This is a genomic window from Vibrio sp. MACH09 (genome assembly GCF_033238805.1).
In the GTDB taxonomy this organism is placed as follows: Bacteria; Pseudomonadota; Gammaproteobacteria; order Enterobacterales; family Vibrionaceae; genus Vibrio.
Map to the genome: position 1 here is coordinate 603,956 of NZ_BSFZ01000001.1, position 17,152 is coordinate 621,107.

13 protein-coding genes are annotated in these 17,152 nt (G+C 41.9%); 8 read left to right on the top strand and 5 right to left on the bottom strand.

The window, feature by feature from the left end:
* Positions 1-157: 157 nt before the first annotated feature.
* Together yegQ and rdgC are read right to left on the bottom strand one after the other, a co-directional pair.
* Positions 158-1,516 carry a tRNA 5-hydroxyuridine modification protein YegQ gene (gene yegQ, locus CHJ_RS02760; protein WP_317916803.1) on the bottom strand — a complete coding sequence of 453 codons (1,359 nt, stop codon included), beginning with the start codon at positions 1,514-1,516 and terminating at the stop codon, positions 158-160.
* Positions 1,517-1,757: 241 nt separating this feature from the next.
* The gene (rdgC, locus tag CHJ_RS02765) at positions 1,758-2,672 is read right to left on the bottom strand and encodes a recombination-associated protein RdgC (RefSeq protein WP_317916804.1); all 915 of its coding nucleotides are present in this window, start codon (positions 2,670-2,672) and stop codon (positions 1,758-1,760) included.
* A 227-nt stretch (positions 2,673-2,899) separates the two neighbouring features.
* On the opposite strand from rdgC, the gene phoB reads away from it, so the two are divergent.
* From phoB to CHJ_RS02780, 3 genes are read left to right on the top strand one after another with little or no spacing between them, the layout of a single operon-like run.
* Positions 2,900-3,589 (top strand): phosphate regulon transcriptional regulator PhoB, encoded by a 690-nt coding sequence (gene phoB / locus CHJ_RS02770; protein WP_171753758.1) that lies wholly within the window; start codon positions 2,900-2,902, stop codon positions 3,587-3,589.
* A 21-nt stretch (positions 3,590-3,610) separates the two neighbouring features.
* Positions 3,611-4,909, top strand: coding sequence for a phosphate regulon sensor histidine kinase PhoR (gene phoR / locus CHJ_RS02775; RefSeq protein WP_317916805.1), 1,299 nt, complete (start codon positions 3,611-3,613; stop codon positions 4,907-4,909).
* A 4-nt stretch (positions 4,910-4,913) separates the two neighbouring features.
* Positions 4,914-5,876, top strand: a complete 963-nt coding sequence (locus CHJ_RS02780) for a PstS family phosphate ABC transporter substrate-binding protein (RefSeq protein WP_411861534.1) — start codon at positions 4,914-4,916, stop codon at positions 5,874-5,876.
* 94 nt (positions 5,877-5,970) lie between these two features.
* Here CHJ_RS02780 and ppx read toward each other — a convergent pair whose 3' ends face one another.
* A complete protein-coding gene (gene ppx / locus CHJ_RS02785; protein WP_317916806.1) occupies positions 5,971-7,479 on the bottom strand; it encodes an exopolyphosphatase in 1,509 nt (502 codons plus the stop codon).
* Positions 7,472-9,571 (bottom strand): polyphosphate kinase 1, encoded by a 2,100-nt coding sequence (ppk1, locus tag CHJ_RS02790; RefSeq protein WP_317916807.1) that lies wholly within the window; start codon positions 9,569-9,571, stop codon positions 7,472-7,474. The genes ppx and ppk1 overlap by 8 nt, the downstream gene beginning before the upstream one ends.
* Positions 9,572-9,812: 241 nt before the next feature.
* Here ppk1 and CHJ_RS02795 point away from each other — a divergent pair, with 241 nt between their 5' ends.
* From CHJ_RS02795 to CHJ_RS02815, 5 genes are all read left to right on the top strand, one after another.
* The gene (locus CHJ_RS02795) at positions 9,813-12,035 is read left to right on the top strand and encodes an ABC transporter permease subunit (RefSeq protein ID WP_317916808.1); all 2,223 of its coding nucleotides are present in this window, start codon (positions 9,813-9,815) and stop codon (positions 12,033-12,035) included.
* Between the two features lie 33 nt (positions 12,036-12,068).
* On the top strand, positions 12,069-13,700 hold the full coding sequence (pstA, locus tag CHJ_RS02800; protein WP_317918070.1) for a phosphate ABC transporter permease PstA: 1,632 nt from the start codon (positions 12,069-12,071) through the stop codon (positions 13,698-13,700).
* A gap of 2 nt (positions 13,701-13,702) precedes the next feature.
* Positions 13,703-14,521, top strand: a complete 819-nt coding sequence (pstB, locus tag CHJ_RS02805; RefSeq protein ID WP_171753752.1) for a phosphate ABC transporter ATP-binding protein PstB — start codon at positions 13,703-13,705, stop codon at positions 14,519-14,521.
* Positions 14,522-14,537: 16 nt separating this feature from the next.
* On the top strand, positions 14,538-15,236 hold the full coding sequence (gene phoU, locus CHJ_RS02810) for a phosphate signaling complex protein PhoU (RefSeq protein WP_171753751.1): 699 nt from the start codon (positions 14,538-14,540) through the stop codon (positions 15,234-15,236).
* 127 nt (positions 15,237-15,363) lie between these two features.
* Positions 15,364-16,248: a carboxylate/amino acid/amine transporter gene (locus tag CHJ_RS02815; RefSeq protein WP_317916809.1), complete on the top strand. Its 885-nt coding sequence runs from the start codon at positions 15,364-15,366 to the stop codon at positions 16,246-16,248.
* A gap of 114 nt (positions 16,249-16,362) precedes the next feature.
* On the opposite strand, the gene ppk2 is transcribed toward CHJ_RS02815, so the two are convergent.
* Positions 16,363-17,139 carry a polyphosphate kinase 2 gene (ppk2, locus tag CHJ_RS02820; RefSeq protein ID WP_171753749.1) on the bottom strand — a complete coding sequence of 259 codons (777 nt, stop codon included), beginning with the start codon at positions 17,137-17,139 and terminating at the stop codon, positions 16,363-16,365.
* Between the last annotated feature and the right edge of the window lie 13 nt (positions 17,140-17,152).

The following is a 17,152-nucleotide window of genomic DNA, read 5'->3' on the forward strand; positions in this document are numbered from 1 at the left end:
TCGTCAGGGCAAGAGTTTGCCGAATTATTGATACCTTGATTAATATGCATAATTGATACCGGATTTTCAATAGTAAATATATCATTTTTTACATACAAAAAAGGCTTACCATAGTAAGCCTTTATAATTAGTAATATTTTTATTACAAAATCATCGATTATTTTTTGTTCGGATTACGCGTATCTTGACCTGAGGTAAAATTGCGCATAAGCAGAGCGTATTCTAGCTCTATCTCTTCTGGAACAGGGATAAAGACAAAGTGACCGTTACCTTTTGCATCATCGATCTGCTCTGACTTTCGGTTTTCCATTTTTTCTAGCGTAAAGGTAATGTTTCCTTGAGGTGTCATTAATTCTAATTGATCACCAACAACAAATTTATTTTTTACGTCAACTTCAACAAGATCACCGCGGCGTTTGCCAGTGAACTCTCCGACAAACTGCTGAGTGTCGGATACAGAGTAACCATAGTCGTAGTTTTGATACGCATCATGAGTGTGACGACGTAGGAAGCCTTCTGTGTATCCACGGTGAGCTAGGCTTTCCAAGGTACCCAATAGGCTTTCGTCAAAAGGCTTTCCTTCTACCGCATCGTCGATAGCTTTACGGTAAACTTGAGCGGTTCTTGCGCAGTAGTAAAATGATTTAGTACGGCCTTCAATTTTTAAAGAGTGAACACCCATTTTGGTTAATCGGTCTACGTGTTGAACGGCACGAAGATCTTTGGAGTTCATAATATACGTGCCGTGTTCATCTTCAAAAGCCGCCATTTTTTCTTCTGGTCGGTGGCTTTCAGAGAGCAACACAACCTCATCCGTTGGCTTGCCTAAGCCTAGTGTATTGTCTGGGCGTTCAACGGCTTCTTGAATTTCCACAATTTGGCCAGAATCACTCTCTTGTGCTTTTTCTACTTTATATTCCCAGCGACAAGCATTGGTGCAAGTGCCTTGGTTAGGATCTCGTTTATTGATGTAACCAGAAAGCAGACAACGACCAGAGTAAGCCATACATAGCGCGCCATGAACAAAAATTTCTAGCTCAGTTTCAGGGCAATGCTCACGAATCTCTTCGATTTCCTCTAATGATAGTTCACGAGAGAGAATGACCCTTTCCACACCTTGAGTAGACCAGAATTTTACGGTCGCCCAGTTTACGGCGTTAGCTTGAACAGAAAGATGAATGGCCATATCAGGAAAGGCTTCACGAACCATCATGATTAAGCCTGGATCAGACATAATTAAGGCATCAGGGCCCATATCGACAACGGGCTTTAAGTCACGAATGAAGGTCTTCAGCTTTGAATTATGAGGCTGAATATTACAAACCACATAAAGCTTCTTACCTTGAGCGTGAGCTTCATCAATACCAATTTGCAGATTTTCGTGGTTAAACTCGTTGTTTCTCACGCGGAGGCTGTATCTAGGTTGTCCTGCGTATACGGCATCTGCACCATAGGCAAAGGCGTATCGCATATTCTTCAAGCTGCCTGCTGGAGACAGTAATTCTGGTTTAAACATTGCTTTTATTCTCTAGTCTGATGTCAAGTCAGAATTGCACTACCTAATAGCGCAATCGGATACTCATTACATAGTAAAATATGCGTTAAATATGAGCATTTAATGGAGGGCGAATTCTACTTGAAAAGTAAGGAAGAGGAAACTGAAGATAATAAAAAGCGATGAAGTGAATTTCTTTACTTCATCGCACTTTGCGTCGCGATTTGCAAATTGCAGTGCATCGCTATAGTTAATGGAAGAATTATCCGTTCTGAGCCGGTAACCCACCAAGTAACTCAAATAGATTAGGCAAGAAGCTACTGAGTTCTGAGCTCATCAAAGAGAAATCGGCATCAAAACGTGCTGCTCGATCTTCTCTTGGAATATCTTCATTTTGATCTTTTAGCTCATCGCTAAACTTAAGGCGTTTAATGCTAGCATCGTCCGCCAGTACAAAATCAATACGCTCTTGCCAGTTTAGAGCAAGCTTGGTGACAATTTTATTGGCTTCAAGATGGTTAACAATATCGTCAGAGCTTAATTCCAGCTTTTTACAGCGAATTACGCCACCTTCTTCTTGAAGGGATTGTAATTCAGCTTCATGAAGTAAAGTAATGTCTGCTGGTGTTTCGCCAGTTTTTACCCATTCGGTTAAGGTATTTTCTACTGGGGCTTCTGGAATCGCTGGAACAACAGGCAAGCTACCAATGCTTTTACGTAACAGCGCCAATACGTCTTCAGCTTTCTTATAACTTGACGCATCTACCACTATCATTCCCTCTTTTGGAAGAATGAGTACGTAGGTGAACTGGCTACGGCTGAATGCGCGAGGAAGCAGATCGACTAAAATATCTTCTTTAATATTGTCTTTCTCTTTTTTCTTAACTGGGCGGCCTTCTTGCAGCTCCAGCGCTTCTATCTTCTCTGCCATATTGTCATTAACAACGGAAGCGGGCAGAATTTTTTCCTCTTTTTTGGCACAGATTAAGATTCGCCCTTCACTCAGATGCGTCAATGTGTCGCCAAATTTACCCATGGCATTTGTCCAGCCAAACTTACTCTTATCTTGGCTTCCGCAAGGCTTAAAGCGAAACTCTTCGAGTTGCTGTTCAAGTTTTTCTGCGTCGAAATCGATATCACGATTAAAGCGATAGGCTAGACAGTTTTTAAACCACATTATATTTCTCTACTCTAAAATCAAGGGCAGTAATAATACCAGTTCCACCGACGAACGGTAGTGAATGTTGTAACAAACGGTACTCTGCTTCTAAACAAGTTAATGATCATGAGTTCCATTAAATTGAGACGACAGTTGTATGAAAAATAGTTTGCAATGGTCACAAAAGTGTCATATTTAGTAAAGATAATGCATAGTGTTGACAGAAACTTAAAGGTTACTCAATTATGTCGAGAAGGATTTTGGTTGTTGAAGATGAAGCTCCCATTCGTGAAATGTTGTGCTTTGTTCTTGAGCAAAAAGGATATCAAGTGGTAGAGGCAGAAGATTATGAGATGGCTCTTAATAAGCTGTGCGAACCCTATCCTGATCTTATACTGTTAGATTGGATGTTACCTGGTGGTTCTGGTATCAATCTTATCAAGCATCTAAAGCGTGAAGATATAACCAAACACATACCGGTTGTTATGCTAACTGCTCGCGGTGAAGAAGAAGATAAAGTGCGCGGGTTAGAAGTGGGTGCTGATGACTATATTACCAAGCCATTTTCACCGAAAGAGCTGGTGGCGAGACTAAAAGCGGTTATTCGCAGAGTATCACCTACTGCATTGGAAGATGTTATCGATGTGCATGGTTTGAAACTCGATCCTGTTTCTCATCGTGTCACGGCCAATGATGCGCCACTCGATATGGGACCTACCGAGTTTAAAATGCTGCACTTCTTTATGACTCATCAAGAGAGAGTTTATAGCCGAGAACAGCTACTAAATAATGTCTGGGGAACCAACGTATACGTTGAGGACCGCACGGTTGATGTGCATATCCGACGACTGCGTAAAGCACTGGAAGGTGCGAACCATGACAAGCTGATTCAAACTGTGCGTGGTGCGGGTTATCGCTTTTCCACCAAGGCATAACGTACCGTTACGAGGGGCTGAATGATTGAGAAGTTAACCTGGAAAAAGCTAGTGTGGTCATTGGCTTTTTTTTACGCTCCTTGGGTGCTAATAGGTTGGTTGTTCGGCTATATGTCGTGGTTGCTGCTTGCTGCCACGGCTATTCAACTTTTATGGCACTTCCATAATCAAATTCGTTTGTCTTCTTGGCTATGGGACGAAAAAAGATTAACGCCTCCCTCTGGCACCGGGCACTGGGAAGGTCTATTTAATGGTATCTATCGTTTAAGCCAGAGACAAAGAAGAAAGCGTAAAGAGCTGACTAGTTTAATTCGACGTTTCCGCAATGGTGCTGAGTCATTGCCTGATGCCGTTGTGGTATTTAGAAGCGAAGGCAATATCGTTTGGTGCAATAAATTGGCCCAGCATCTGTTAGGTTTCCGTTGGCCTGATGATTCAGGTCAGCCTATTTCAAATCTTATTCGAACCCCTGATTTTATTAAGTACCTCAATAAAGGTAATTTTTCCGATCCTTTGGAAATGCGTTCGCCGTTAAATGTCGAGAGAATGCTGGAGTTACGTATTGTGCCTTATATGGAAGGGGAGCACTTAATGGTGGTTCGTGATGTGAGCCAATTAAAGCAACTCGAAGGGATGAGAAGAAACTTTTTTGCCAATGTGTCTCATGAACTGCGTACACCTATGACGGTATTACAAGGTTATCTGGAGATGACGGAAGATGTTGAAATGCTGCAAGGTCCTATGTGGCCAAAAGCTCATGGCGTGATGACGGAACAGCTAAATCGCATGAATGCGTTAGTCAATCAACTCCTTACTTTGTCTAAGATTGAAGCGGCTCCTATGCATGAACTTGATGAAGTGGTGAATGTACCCAATATGCTGGAAGTATTGGAGAAAGAGGCCAGCACATTAAGTGGACAAGATAAGCATCAGCTCTATTTTGATGTGGATGACTCTCTTAAAGTGTTGGGTGATGAAGATCAGCTGCGCAGTGCAATATCTAACTTGGTTTATAATGCGGTGAAATACACTCCTGCGGGAGCTCAAATACATGTGCGCTGGTATAAAACCAATCGTGGCGCTCATCTTGATGTGGAAGACAGTGGCGACGGTATTGAGCCTCAACATCTGCATCGCCTTACGGAACGTTTTTATCGAGTAGACAAAGCTCGCTCTAGAGAAACGGGCGGTAGCGGGTTAGGGTTAGCGATAGTTAAACATGCCCTTAATCATCATGATTCAGCGTTAGAAATAAGCAGCGAAGTGGGTATTGGAAGCCAGTTCTCCTTTGTTTTGCCAAAACGTTTAATAGTTAGGTAATGGCGTGAATCGATTTATATTGAGTGCTGTTTATTCCATCCTTCTTATTGCAAGTCCATCGGGGCTTAGCAAAGAGCTCTCCAGTTATAAAAAAGTTCCCGGACTAACGGGTAACCTAACTTCCATTGGTTCAGATACTCTTGCCAGCATGATGTCATTGTGGAGCGAGAAATTTAATAGCTACTACCCCAATGTCAATATTCAGGTTCAAGCTTCAGGTTCATCAACGGCGACGCCAGCATTAACGGAAGGAACGGCTCAATTTGGTCCTATGAGTCGTCCAATGCGGTTAAAAGAGCTTGAAGCGTTTGAACGTGAATACGGTTACAAGCCTGTCGAGTTAAAAGTGGCTATTGATGCCATAGGGATTTTTGTGCACGAAGATAACCCCATTAAAGGGCTTAACTTCCAACAGATCGACAGTATTTTTTCTAGTACTATGCGCTGCGGCGCAAATAAACAGATCAGTAGCTGGCAGGCTCTATCCGTAGAAGGGAATTGGGCTAAACGACGTATTCAACTTTTTGGGCGAAATTCGGTTTCAGGAACCTACGGCTATTTTAAGAAAGTCGCTTTGTGTGGTGGTGATTTCTCTCCAAATGTTAATGAACTACCCGGCTCTGCATCGGTCGTTCAAGCTGTTGCTTCTTCAATTAATGCCATTGGTTATTCTGGTGTTGGTTATCGCGTCTCTGGTGTAAAGCTGCTGCCAATCGCCCATCAGGGTGAACAGTATATAGAAGCCAATAAAAGCAATATATTGTCAAACCGTTATCCTCTTTCTCGTTACCTATATGTTTATGTGAATAAACACCCAGCGAAAGCGATGTCTCTAATTGAGCGTGAATTTATTCGTTTCATTTACTCAAAAGAGGGACAACAAATAGTTGAGAAAGATGGCTATGTCGCTATATCAAAAGATCTTGCGGCAAAAGAGCTTGAGAAAGTTGGTTTTGCGAACAATTGAGTGGCGTTGTTTCGAATAAACCTTAGTTTTGAGCCAAGGTTTATTCAATATGTGGACGCTCGTTGAACGACGAATATGCAATCGTTGGGAGTAACTAGAACTCCAATAGCCATTCGGCTTTTTGCCACCTCTCTTGCTCAGACACCAAGTCAGCATGCAGCAATTTATTGTTTTCCAACCAGTTTTTGTCATCACTGGTTAATTTCCAGTGATCTTCCTTTTCCACTACCAACTGCAAATTAGGTAAAGGTTCTTCACTTCGTTGACCATTTAACAACACAGACAAACGAAGAATTCGGATAAGCTGAATGACTTGCTTCTTCTTATATTGAGTGAACTCTTCCATTTCATGGAGTTTGAGAGACTTACGGTGAAAGCGAACCAGAGTGGATAAAATCAGTTGTTGTTCGGCATTAAAGCCGGGCATATTGGTATAACGCAATATGTAGGCGGCATGGCGGTGGCAGCCTTGATAACTGATACTCAATCCTACTTCATGAAGCAGTGCACTCCAGCCAAGTAAAGAGGCCAGTTCATGATTTTTCTTTATTACTTTGTTGCTGGTTATCTGTTTGAGGAAGGAGAAAGCTTGCTGGCGAACTCTATCGGCATGATTGAGATCGACTAGATGTTTCTGGGCGAGATTCTCTGTGGTTCTCATACGAATGTCGGTACGCTCAAAACGTTCTTCCATTTCATACAGTAACCCTTCTCTTAGTGCTCCATCAGAAAAGTGCATCTCTTTAATATTTAGCCCAGACATAATGGCATCTAATATGGCCACTCCTGCGGCAAATACCGGCTTCCGATCATCACTTAAACCATCGAGCTTAATATCGTCAATGGAGTCAAACTGGCATAAGGTTTCGATGAGCTTCTGGATTCGTTTGGTCGTAATTACGCCATCGTCGTAACCGATCGCGATGAGTACATCTCGAATTGCCTTGATGGTGCCAGAAGAGCCAAGAGCGAGTTGCCAGCCTTTTCTTTTATAGGGTTTCACCAAAGACTCAAACTGTTGTTGGCTGGCGATACTGGCCGCAGCAAAGTTTTTGGATGAGAGCTTTCCGTTTGCAAAGTACTGTTCGGTAAAGCTTACGCATCCCATCAAGGTGCTGTTGACGAGCTCTGCATCAAAACCATCACCAATGATCATTTCGGTACTGCCGCCACCAATATCAATCACCAGTTTAGATCTTGATTCACTTTGGGTGTGTGCCACGCCTAAATAGATCAGTCGCGCCTCCTCTGTTCCGGGAATAATTTCCACAGGAAAGGGGAGGATCTCTTTTGCCCGACGAATGAAAAACGAGGCGTTTCTTGCTTGCCGTAGAGTATGAGTAGCGGCGATTCTTACATCACCAATTTCAAACCCTTGCAAGCGTTCTGCAAACATGGCTAAACAGTCTAGTCCTCGCTGAATCGCTTCTTCACTTAAGATTCGGCTTTTATCTAGTCCTGATGCCAAACGAACTCGCTGTTTATGGCGACTAATAATTTGAAGGTCATTGCCAGCCACCGATGCGACGACCATATGGAAACTATTAGAACCAAGATCTATTGCTGCAATTTGTCGGCTATTTAGGCCCAGTTTTTCATTCATTATTTAGTATCTTATTTTCTGCTCGGGTATCCTTCTCTGCTTGCTTAATATAATCATATATAGCGATTTGAGAACGAATTTTCTTTCTGTTACCGCGAGGGACATACGTATTGCTCATCTCTTTATCTATCCAGCGCGCTTTTACTGTATCAGTAAAGTGAATATCAATAATATCCTGAATGCGGTTTTTCAGTCGGCTATCTTTAATAGGAACGGCGACTTCAATACGATAATCGATATTACGCGTCATCCAATCACCGGAAGAGATATAGACCGAAGGATCGCCACCATTCTCGCAGATGATTACCCTAGGGTGTTCTAAGAATCGGTCAACAATACTGATAATTTCTATATTATCACTGATCATTTTCACATCAGGAACCAGTGAGCACATACCGCGGATAATCATTTTGATTTTTACCCCAGCAGCACTGGCACCATAAAGTTTATTGATCATTCCTTTATCTACTAGGTTATTGATTTTTATTGTTATACCGGCCTTTTTGCCCTCTTTTGCATTGGCAATTTCGTTGTCGATTAATTTGTACAGTCGACTCCGTGAGTTTCGTGGTGAAACAATAAGATGATTAAACTTAACTGGCCGGTATGGGTTTTCAATATAGCCAAAGACATTCCTTACTTCATTGGTGATTTCAGGATCCGCCGTCAGCAACGTAAAGTCGGTATAAATACGAGCGGTTTTCTCATGGAAGTTACCTGTACCAATATGAGCGTAACGAACGATTTCGTCCCCTTCTCGACGAGATATAAGCAGTAATTTTGAGTGAATTTTTAAACCGGGCGCACCAAACTGAACATGTACACCTGCTTCGGTCAGTACTTTTGACCACTCTATATTGGCCTCTTCATCAAACCTTGCTTGCAGCTCAACCACTACGGTGACCTCTTTGCCACTGTGTACTGCATCAATTAGCGAGTTCATCAATTTAGAGTGCTTAGCAACTCGGTAGATGTTAATTTTTATACTGCGAACTTTTGGGTCAAACGACGCTTGACGAACCAATTCCGTAATATGATCAAAGGTGTGATAAGGGTAATAAAGAAGGATATCCTTCGCTTTTATGGCATCGAAGCTGTTATCATAGTCATCAAAATCCGCACACGTTAATGGTGGTAGCGGTTTGTTTTCTAAGTAGTCGCGTCCTACATTAGGAAAGCCGATAAAATCTTTAAAGTTGTGATAACGACTGCCTGCAATTAGGTTGTCATAGTTCGATATTTGTAATGTTTCGCACAAGAAAGAGAGCATCTCTTTTGGCATTTCACGTTCGTATACAAACCGGACAGGCATCGCCGTTAGTCGCTGTGCAACACCTTCAGACATTTGTTCTAACAGGCTGTGTTCAACTTCAAAACCGAGATCATACTCAGAGTCACGGGTCATTTTCATTGAGTAACAAGAGAGAGATTCGTACTCAAAGAACCCTCGAAAAATATCATCAAGACAGTAGCGAATAATATTGTCGAGCAGAATGATGGTTTTACGCCGTTTACCTTTCTGCTCTGGCACCATAACAAAACGGGGAAGTTGGTCGGTAGGAATTTCTAATAGCGCGTATTGATTGCGATCTTTTTTCTTTTTCTTTTTCAACTCTACCGTTAAATAAGCGTACTCATCTTTTAGAAACTGTAGGACATCGATTTCTTCAGTCATTAATAGCGGGGTTATATGAGGCAGCACTTCCTTACGGAAATATTGGGTAACCCACTGCTGTTGAACTTCATTTAACTGTGTTTCATTGACAAGAAAAATTCGTCGACGAGCCATCTCTAATAATAGTTCACTATAAAGTTCATCAAAATCGGTCTCTAACTGCGCCGCTTTCGTTTGCATTTTTGATAGTAAGATTTTCGCGTCATCGTTGCCGCCACTCTCTTTTGAGATAAGGATTCGACGTTTTACGTCGGCAAAGCGAACTTTGTAGAACTCATCTAGATTATTGGAATAAATACCTAGGAAGCGAATTCGTTCAATGAGCGGTACATTTTTGTCTGCCGCTTCTTGTAAAACTCGTTCGTTAAAGGATAGCCAACTTAATTCTTTATCTATATACAGCTTTTCTGCGCTCATGTTACCTTCCGATTTTGTTAGCATTTAACGGTGATCTTTACTTTATATAAAAAGATCTGAAGTGAAAGGTAGGTGTTTTTTGTTACAAAAATATTTCAAAGACGCCTACGTATGAAATTGGGTATAGATTTATACCTTTAAGTTACTTGGTTCTTCTCTTTTAGTGTAATCTAACTGTCATATAAACGAAATATATTAAGGTCAATAGACCCTAGTCGCGATAAAGAGAGAGAAAGATAAAATGGCCACTGCCGGGTTTTCATTGAAAGAGAGGGATAAAAAACGATATATAAAAGATCGTTTGGCTCGCTTTACAGTGATCAGTGGCGCGATCGCCGTGTTAGCCGCCATTATGCTGATTTTCTTCTATCTGCTAATGATTGTTCTTCCGGTCTTTTCTAGTGGCAGCATTGAACGCCTTGCACAGTACTCATACCCATATAGCAATGATATTGTCGCCGTTGGCGTTGGTGAGTATGGTGAAAATGCCTATCTATTCGATGAGCAAGGAGAGCTTAGCTATATTGGGTTTGAGCAAAATAAAGCCAATACATTATTAACTACTCAAGTTATGGTTCAGCCCAATAGCTTCACCAAAGGTGATAGAGCGAAAGGGTGGTTTGCTTATGCCAGTAAGCAAGGTGAAGTGATAGCCGTTAAGCCCAAATACAGCGTCTCTTTTACTGCGGAAGGCCGAATATTGACACCAGATATGCAAGCCTTTTATGACGGTAAACCAATACTCCTCGATCCTGATCGAAACCCGATTGAACAATTTTCCTTTGCCATCGATCAGCACTCTGGTTTTTTTGTGTCAGTGAGTGAAGGGGGGCAGGTAAATGCAGTGGAAGTCGTACAGGCACTTTCGGACAATCAAGCCAAAGCTAGCTGGCAAACGAATCGAATTTCGCTACCCAACTTTCCAAATAATATAAAGAAGTTATTACTATCCCCTGATGGTCAACAACTGTTTGTACTTTCTAACAGTGCGTTAGTGGTCATGGTGTATACCGCGCAAAGCTATACGGTTAGAGAAGTGATTGATTTATCACAGGGAGACAGCAGTAAGTCCGTGGACAACATAGAGCTTCTTGCAGGAGCTCAATCTCTGTTAGTCACTCATAAGGACAATTCAACGTCGCAATGGTTTGATGTGTTAAGCCAAGGTGAGCGAAAGTTAACTAAAATTCGTGACTTTGAATTAGGCGAAGCGGTTTCTATACTTATTCCGGATACCTTTCGTAAAGGTTTTTATACCATTCATCAAAGTGGTGAAATAAACAGCTTTTATACAACAAGTGAGAATCATCTCTTTTCTGAGAAGATATTTACGTCAATACCGGAGAGTGCCGCTCTTTCTGCTAATGAAAAATACCTGCTTGCCGCGACTAAATCCCATCTGTCTACTTATCAAATTGAAAATGCGCACCCAGAAGTCTCATTCCGCTCTTTATGGCAGAAAGTGTGGTATGAGAGTTATCCTGAAGCGCAATTTGTTTGGCAATCAACTTCCGCTAGTGATGATTTCGAAGCAAAGTTTAGTTTAATACCTATTGCCTTTGGTACCTTAAAAGCCACCTTCTATGCGATGCTGTTTTCTGTGCCAATTGCCGTTTTTGGAGCCATATACACAGCTTATTTTATGTCTTCTCCTATGCGAAGCGTGGTGAAGCCAGCAGTTGAGCTTATGGAAGCTTTACCGACGGTTATTATTGGTTTTCTTGCTGGTTTATGGCTTGCTCCTATAGTGGAAAACAATTTATCTGGTGTGGTGGTTGTGATGATCATGATGCCTATCTCTGCGATAGCGGTAGGCTTACTTTGGAATACCTTTCCTGCTCAGTTAATGAAACGACTGCCTAATGGCTGGCATGCCATTATTTTGATTCCTGTGTTTCTTGCCATTATGGTGTTTGGTCTTAATATGTCCGCGACTATTGAGCAGTGGTTATTCAATGGGGATGTCAGGATATTTTTAGCGGAACATGGCTTCAATTATGATCAGCGTAACGCGCTGGTGGTGGGTATGGCGATGGGTTTTGCGGTCATTCCTACCATATTTACCATCGCAGAAGATGCCATTTTTTCTGTACCCAAGCACTTATCTGATGGTTCGCTCGCATTAGGTGCAACTCAGTGGCAAACCTTAGTCTATGTGGTACTGCTTACGGCTAGTCCAGGTATATTTTCGGCAATCATGATTGGTTTAGGAAGAGCGGTGGGGGAAACAATGATTGTTCTTATGGCGACGGGTAATACGCCAATAATGGATATCAATGTGTTTGAAGGAATGCGAAGTTTATCCGCGACAATTGCGGTTGAAATGCCGGAATCAGAAGTGGGAGATACGCATTATCGTTTGTTGTTTTTGGCTGCGTTACTTCTATTGATCTTTACTTTCGTGGTGAACTCATTGGCCGAAATCGTTAGACAACGATTAAAAGACAAATATAGCTCAATGTAGGTATTAACAGTGAATTCTATTAAGCAGTGGGCAATGTCAGGAAAACTTTGGATATGGTTATCAGGTGGTGCAGTAAGTATCAGTTTGATATCGGTATTTGGGCTATTGTTGTTAATCGGTTGGAAAGGGCTCACCTATTTTTGGCCAGCGCCTCTATTGGAGTGGCAAGACAGCAATGGTAAGCGGATTGTTGGTCAGGTTTACCAACGTGATAGTGTTCCCATTGATTACCTCTCCATTGATAAAAGCGAGCTATCGGAACAAGCATTAGCATCAGGAAAAGTTGAGCGTCTCAGTATAAAGATAGCCAACCGTGAACTCTATTCTCTCGATTTTATCTCTTTGCTGGTTGAAGATGTTACCGAGAAAGAACCGCCTAAAGAGTGGGCTGTATTTGAACGTAGCCAAAATGGTGATTTCTTTGGTCGCCCGTTAGCCTATATCACTGAAAATGGTCGATATACTACAGATATAGCCACGCATATTGAGCATGCTATTGATTTTGCCAATACGCTACGCATAGAAATTGAACGTATTTCTAATGGTGAAATACGGCAAATAGGCTGGGAGCTAAATCAATTACGACTGGAAAAACGCAAGCAAGAACTCAATCAAAGCTTAACCGATGAGTATATTCAGCAATACAATGAAAGAAAGCGAGTACTCACTTCTTTGTTGTTTGAATCTGAAGCTAAGTTAGAACTACTTCGCTCTCGATTAAGGGGGGAGTACTTGCTTGTTGAGGATATGACCGGACAGCAGAGCAAACTCTCTTTAGAAGTTATACTCGATGCTTGGTATCCAAATACCATGTCAATGGGTGAAAAACTGTGGCATTGGGCTGTTCAGGTAAAGAAATTTATCGTCGATGAACCCAGGGAAGCCAACTCTGAAGGTGGCGTATTTCCGGCCATTTTTGGCACGGTATTCTTAGTATTAATGATGTCGGTGATTGTTACTCCTCTAGGTGTTATTGCCGCCGTGTATTTACATGAGTATGCAGCGAATAATGCCCTTACTCGTTTGATACGAGTCGCGGTGATCAACCTTGCCGGGGTTCCATCTATAGTATATGGCGTATTTGGTCTTGGCTTTTTTGTGTACACGATTGGTGGTTCAATAGATGAGTTTTTTTATAGCGCTAAATTGCCCACACCAACATTTGGAACGCCGGGAATATTGTGGTCTGCATTGACATTAGCACTGTTAACTCTGCCAGTGGTGATTGTCTCTACAGAAGAGGGGTTAAGCCGAATTCCATCTTCAGTACGCCATGGCTCTTATGCCTTAGGCGCGACGCAATTTGAAACCTTGTGGAGAATTGTTATTCCGATGGCGAGCCCAGCTATAATTACTGGCTTAATATTGGCTGTTGCTAGGGCCGCGGGAGAAGTTGCCCCTTTAATGCTCGTTGGCGTAGCAAAGCTTGCGCCTAGTTTGCCCGTTGATGGCAATTTTCCTTATATCCATTTGGAGCGAAAATTCATGCATCTGGGATACCATATTTATGATGTTGGTTTTCAGGCTCCAAATACTGAAGCGGCGAGGCCATTGGTCTATGCTACTTCTTTTTTACTGGTTATGGTTGTAGTTGGACTTAACTTAACGGCTATTAATATTAGAAATAATTTACGAGAGAAATATCGCTCTCTAGGACAAGATTAATTATGTATTCGGTTAGTTCAACGCTAGGTTATGAACCACCACTTGATGTCAATAATTTGTCTGATGATGATACTGCTATTGCCATCGATGGCCTGAACTTATTCTATAAAAATAGTCAGGCTCTTGTGGATATCTCAATGGGTATACCAAAAGGAAAAGTGACCTCCTTTATCGGTCCATCGGGGTGTGGAAAGTCAACCTTATTAAGGTGTCTTAACCGAATGAATGATCTGGTTGAAGGTTGCCGCATAGAAGGTGATGTTCGTCTTTATGGAAATAATATTTATCATGAAAATGTTGACGTAGCGACCTTGCGAAGACGGGTTGGTATGGTATTCCAGCGACCGAATCCGTTCCCCAAATCTATTTACGAAAATGTGGTGTTCGGCTTAAGGTTACAAGGTGTAAAAAACGCCCGTGTATTGGACGATGCGGTTGAGAAGTCGTTGAAAGCAGCAGCACTATGGGATGAGGTGAAAGATCGGTTACATGAGAGCGCTTTTGGTTTATCTGGTGGGCAACAGCAGCGATTGGTGATTGCCAGAGCCATTGCGATTGAACCGGAAGTGTTGTTATTGGACGAACCAACGTCTGCGCTGGACCCTATTTCAACGTTAACCATAGAAGAGTTGATTAACGAGTTAAAAACCAAATACACCGTGGTGATTGTTACTCATAATATGCAGCAGGCTGCCAGAGTGAGTGACTATACAGCATTTGTACATTTAGGTAAGCTAGTGGAGTACAACGATACCGATTCGATATTTACCTCACCGGTAAAAAAACGAACGGAAGATTACATCACCGGAAGATACGGATAAGGTTACAAGGGCAATTATGCATTTTGGTCGTCATATTTCAGGACAGTTCAATGTAGAGCTAGAATCTATTCGAACCCATGTACTCACTATGGGAGGCTTAGTCGAACAGCAACTCTCTTTTGCTATGCAAGCGCTTAACAAAGAAGATATTGAGTTGGCTAAAAAGGTAGTAAAAGACGATCATAAAGTGAACGCGTTAGAAGTCTCTATTGACGAAGCGTGTACCCGAATTATTGCTAAGCGACAACCGACGGCAAAAGATTTACGCTTGGTAATGGCGATTATTAAGACCATCACTGATTTAGAGAGAATTGGCGATGTCGCTACTCGAATCGCGAGAGTTGCGATAGAAACCCCGTCCACACGTGAACAAAAATTCCATGTGTCGTTAGAACCATTATGCCGGCAAGCGATCTCTATGCTCCATCAAGTTTTAGATGCGTTTGCTCGTATGGATGTCGATGCAGCAGCAGAAGTGTATAAATTAGATAATAAGTTAGATGAAGAGTATGAGGCCGTCATACGACAACTGATGACTTATATGATGGAAGACCCCAAAAATATCCCCAACATTTTGCAAGTGATGTGGTCAGCTAGAGCGATAGAGCGAGTCGGTGACCGTTGCCAGAATATTTGTGAATACATCATTTACTTTGTTAAAGGAAAAGACATTCGTCATCTAGATGAGGACGATATTGATGAGTATATTCGCTAGTCGTTCGCTAGTCGTTCGCTGTGTTGATAGCTGTGAATGCAATTCTAACTTTATATTCAGAGACTTAATTCATTTAAACGGGTACAATTCCAAATGATATCTATTTTCATTTGTATGGACGTTTATTATGTTTTATCTTTCAGCCGTGACCCTACTCTGGGCTTTCTCCTTCAGCCTTATTGGTGTGTATCTCGCAGGTCAAGTTGATTCATGGTTTTCAGTATGGGTGCGTGTTGCTCTGGCCGCGGTTATTTTTTTGCCTTTCTTAAAGTTTCGTCAGGTTACCAAGTTACTCGCTATTAAACTGATGGTTATTGGTGGTATTCAGCTTGGCTTGATGTACTGTTTTTACTATCAATCGTTTTTACTGCTTTCTGTTCCAGAAGTACTGCTGTTTACGGTACTGACTCCCATTTATGTCACTCTAGTTTATGATTTATTCAAGGGGCGCTTTTCATTTTGGTACTTGGTTACAGCGGCTATCGCTGTTGCTGGCGCGATGGTGATTAAATTTTCCGGGGTAAATGAGAACTTCTTATTGGGCTTTATTGTTGTTCAAGGGGCGAACCTCTGTTTTGCCATTGGGCAGGTCGCTTATAAAGTTGTGATGGAGAATGAACAAAGCTCATTGCCTCAGCATACCGTTTTTGGTTATTTCTATTTAGGCGCTCTGGTTGTCGCCAGTATCGCATTTCTTCTTATGGGCAATATTGAAAAGCTACCAACCACTAATCTACAGTGGGGCATCTTGGTTTACCTAGGGTTGGTTGCGTCTGGCCTTGGTTATTTCATCTGGAATAAAGGGGCGTGTTTAGTTAATGCCGGCGCTTTGGCTGTGATGAATAACGCATTGGTTCCAGCCGGGCTGGTGGTGAATATTTTAATCTGGAACCGAGATGTAGACGTGACTCGTTTATTACTGGGTGGTGGGGTGATTATGCTCTCTCTGTGGATAAACGAAACGATTGTGAAGAAAAAAGTGCAAGCTCAGTTATCTACTGAGACTAGATAAGCGATTTGCACTGCTGACATAATCAAGCCATCGCTATCAAGTTTAGCTTATAAAACTTTGATAATAGCGGTGGCTTTTTGGTATTTAATGCTCTTCATTTACGAGCAGTAAACGCTAGTATTTATCAGGCACATAAGATTGCTCATCAATTGGTGCTCTTATGTAGCCCTCTTTATTGATTTCAGGCAGCTCTATTTTAGGCTGTTTGACATCTTGATAGTCGATACAAGAGAGGAAGTGGCTAATGCAGTTTAATCGAGCCCGTTTTTTATCATCAGATGCAACCACCCACCACGGGGATTGCTTGGTGTCGGTATAATTAAACATCTTATCTTTAGCTTGAGAATATTCGGCCCAGCGGCTTCTTGATTCAAGATCCATTGGGCTAAACTTCCACTGCTTAACTGGAGTGTTGATACGTTCTAAGAATCGTTTTTCTTGCTCTTCGTCGGAAACAGAGAACCAATACTTTATTAAAATAATTCCAGAGCGAATAAGCATACGTTCAAATTCAGGGCAAGAACGTAAAAAATCTTCGTACTCATCATCGTTACAAAAGCCCATTACTTTTTCGACACCGGCACGGTTGTACCAACTGCGGTCGAAAAGCACAATTTCACCCGCGGAGGGAAGGTGGGCTACATAACGTTGAAAATACCACTGTGTTTTCTCTTTCTCTGTTGGGGCTGGCAGTGCGGCAATACGACAAATACGAGGGTTTAGCTTCTCGGTAATACGTTTTATTGCCCCGCCTTTTCCCGCTGCGTCTCGGCCTTCAAATAAAACGACAACTTTGAGCCCTTTATGTTGAACCCAAGATTGTAGCTTAACCAGCTCTATTTGAAGCTGCCTGAGTTCTGACTCATATACTTTTTTATCCAGTTTAGCCATGATTGTTCTCCAC

Coding starts and splice junctions, on each gene's coding strand:
- ppx (WP_317916806.1), bottom strand. CDS start 7,479: ATGAATGAAAAACTGGGCCTAAATAGCCGACAAATTGCAGCAATAGAT.
- ppk1 (WP_317916807.1), bottom strand. CDS start 9,571: ATGAGCGCAGAAAAGCTGTATATAGATAAAGAATTAAGTTGGCTATCC.
- pstB (WP_171753752.1), top strand. CDS start 13,703: ATGTATTCGGTTAGTTCAACGCTAGGTTATGAACCACCACTTGATGTC.
- phoB (WP_171753758.1), top strand. CDS start 2,900: ATGTCGAGAAGGATTTTGGTTGTTGAAGATGAAGCTCCCATTCGTGAA.
- rdgC (WP_317916804.1), bottom strand. CDS start 2,672: ATGTGGTTTAAAAACTGTCTAGCCTATCGCTTTAATCGTGATATCGAT.
- CHJ_RS02795 (WP_317916808.1), top strand. CDS start 9,813: ATGGCCACTGCCGGGTTTTCATTGAAAGAGAGGGATAAAAAACGATAT.
- phoU (WP_171753751.1), top strand. CDS start 14,538: ATGCATTTTGGTCGTCATATTTCAGGACAGTTCAATGTAGAGCTAGAA.
- CHJ_RS02815 (WP_317916809.1), top strand. CDS start 15,364: ATGTTTTATCTTTCAGCCGTGACCCTACTCTGGGCTTTCTCCTTCAGC.
- phoR (WP_317916805.1), top strand. CDS start 3,611: ATGATTGAGAAGTTAACCTGGAAAAAGCTAGTGTGGTCATTGGCTTTT.
- yegQ (WP_317916803.1), bottom strand. CDS start 1,516: ATGTTTAAACCAGAATTACTGTCTCCAGCAGGCAGCTTGAAGAATATG.
- ppk2 (WP_171753749.1), bottom strand. CDS start 17,139: ATGGCTAAACTGGATAAAAAAGTATATGAGTCAGAACTCAGGCAGCTT.
- pstA (WP_317918070.1), top strand. CDS start 12,069: ATGTCAGGAAAACTTTGGATATGGTTATCAGGTGGTGCAGTAAGTATC.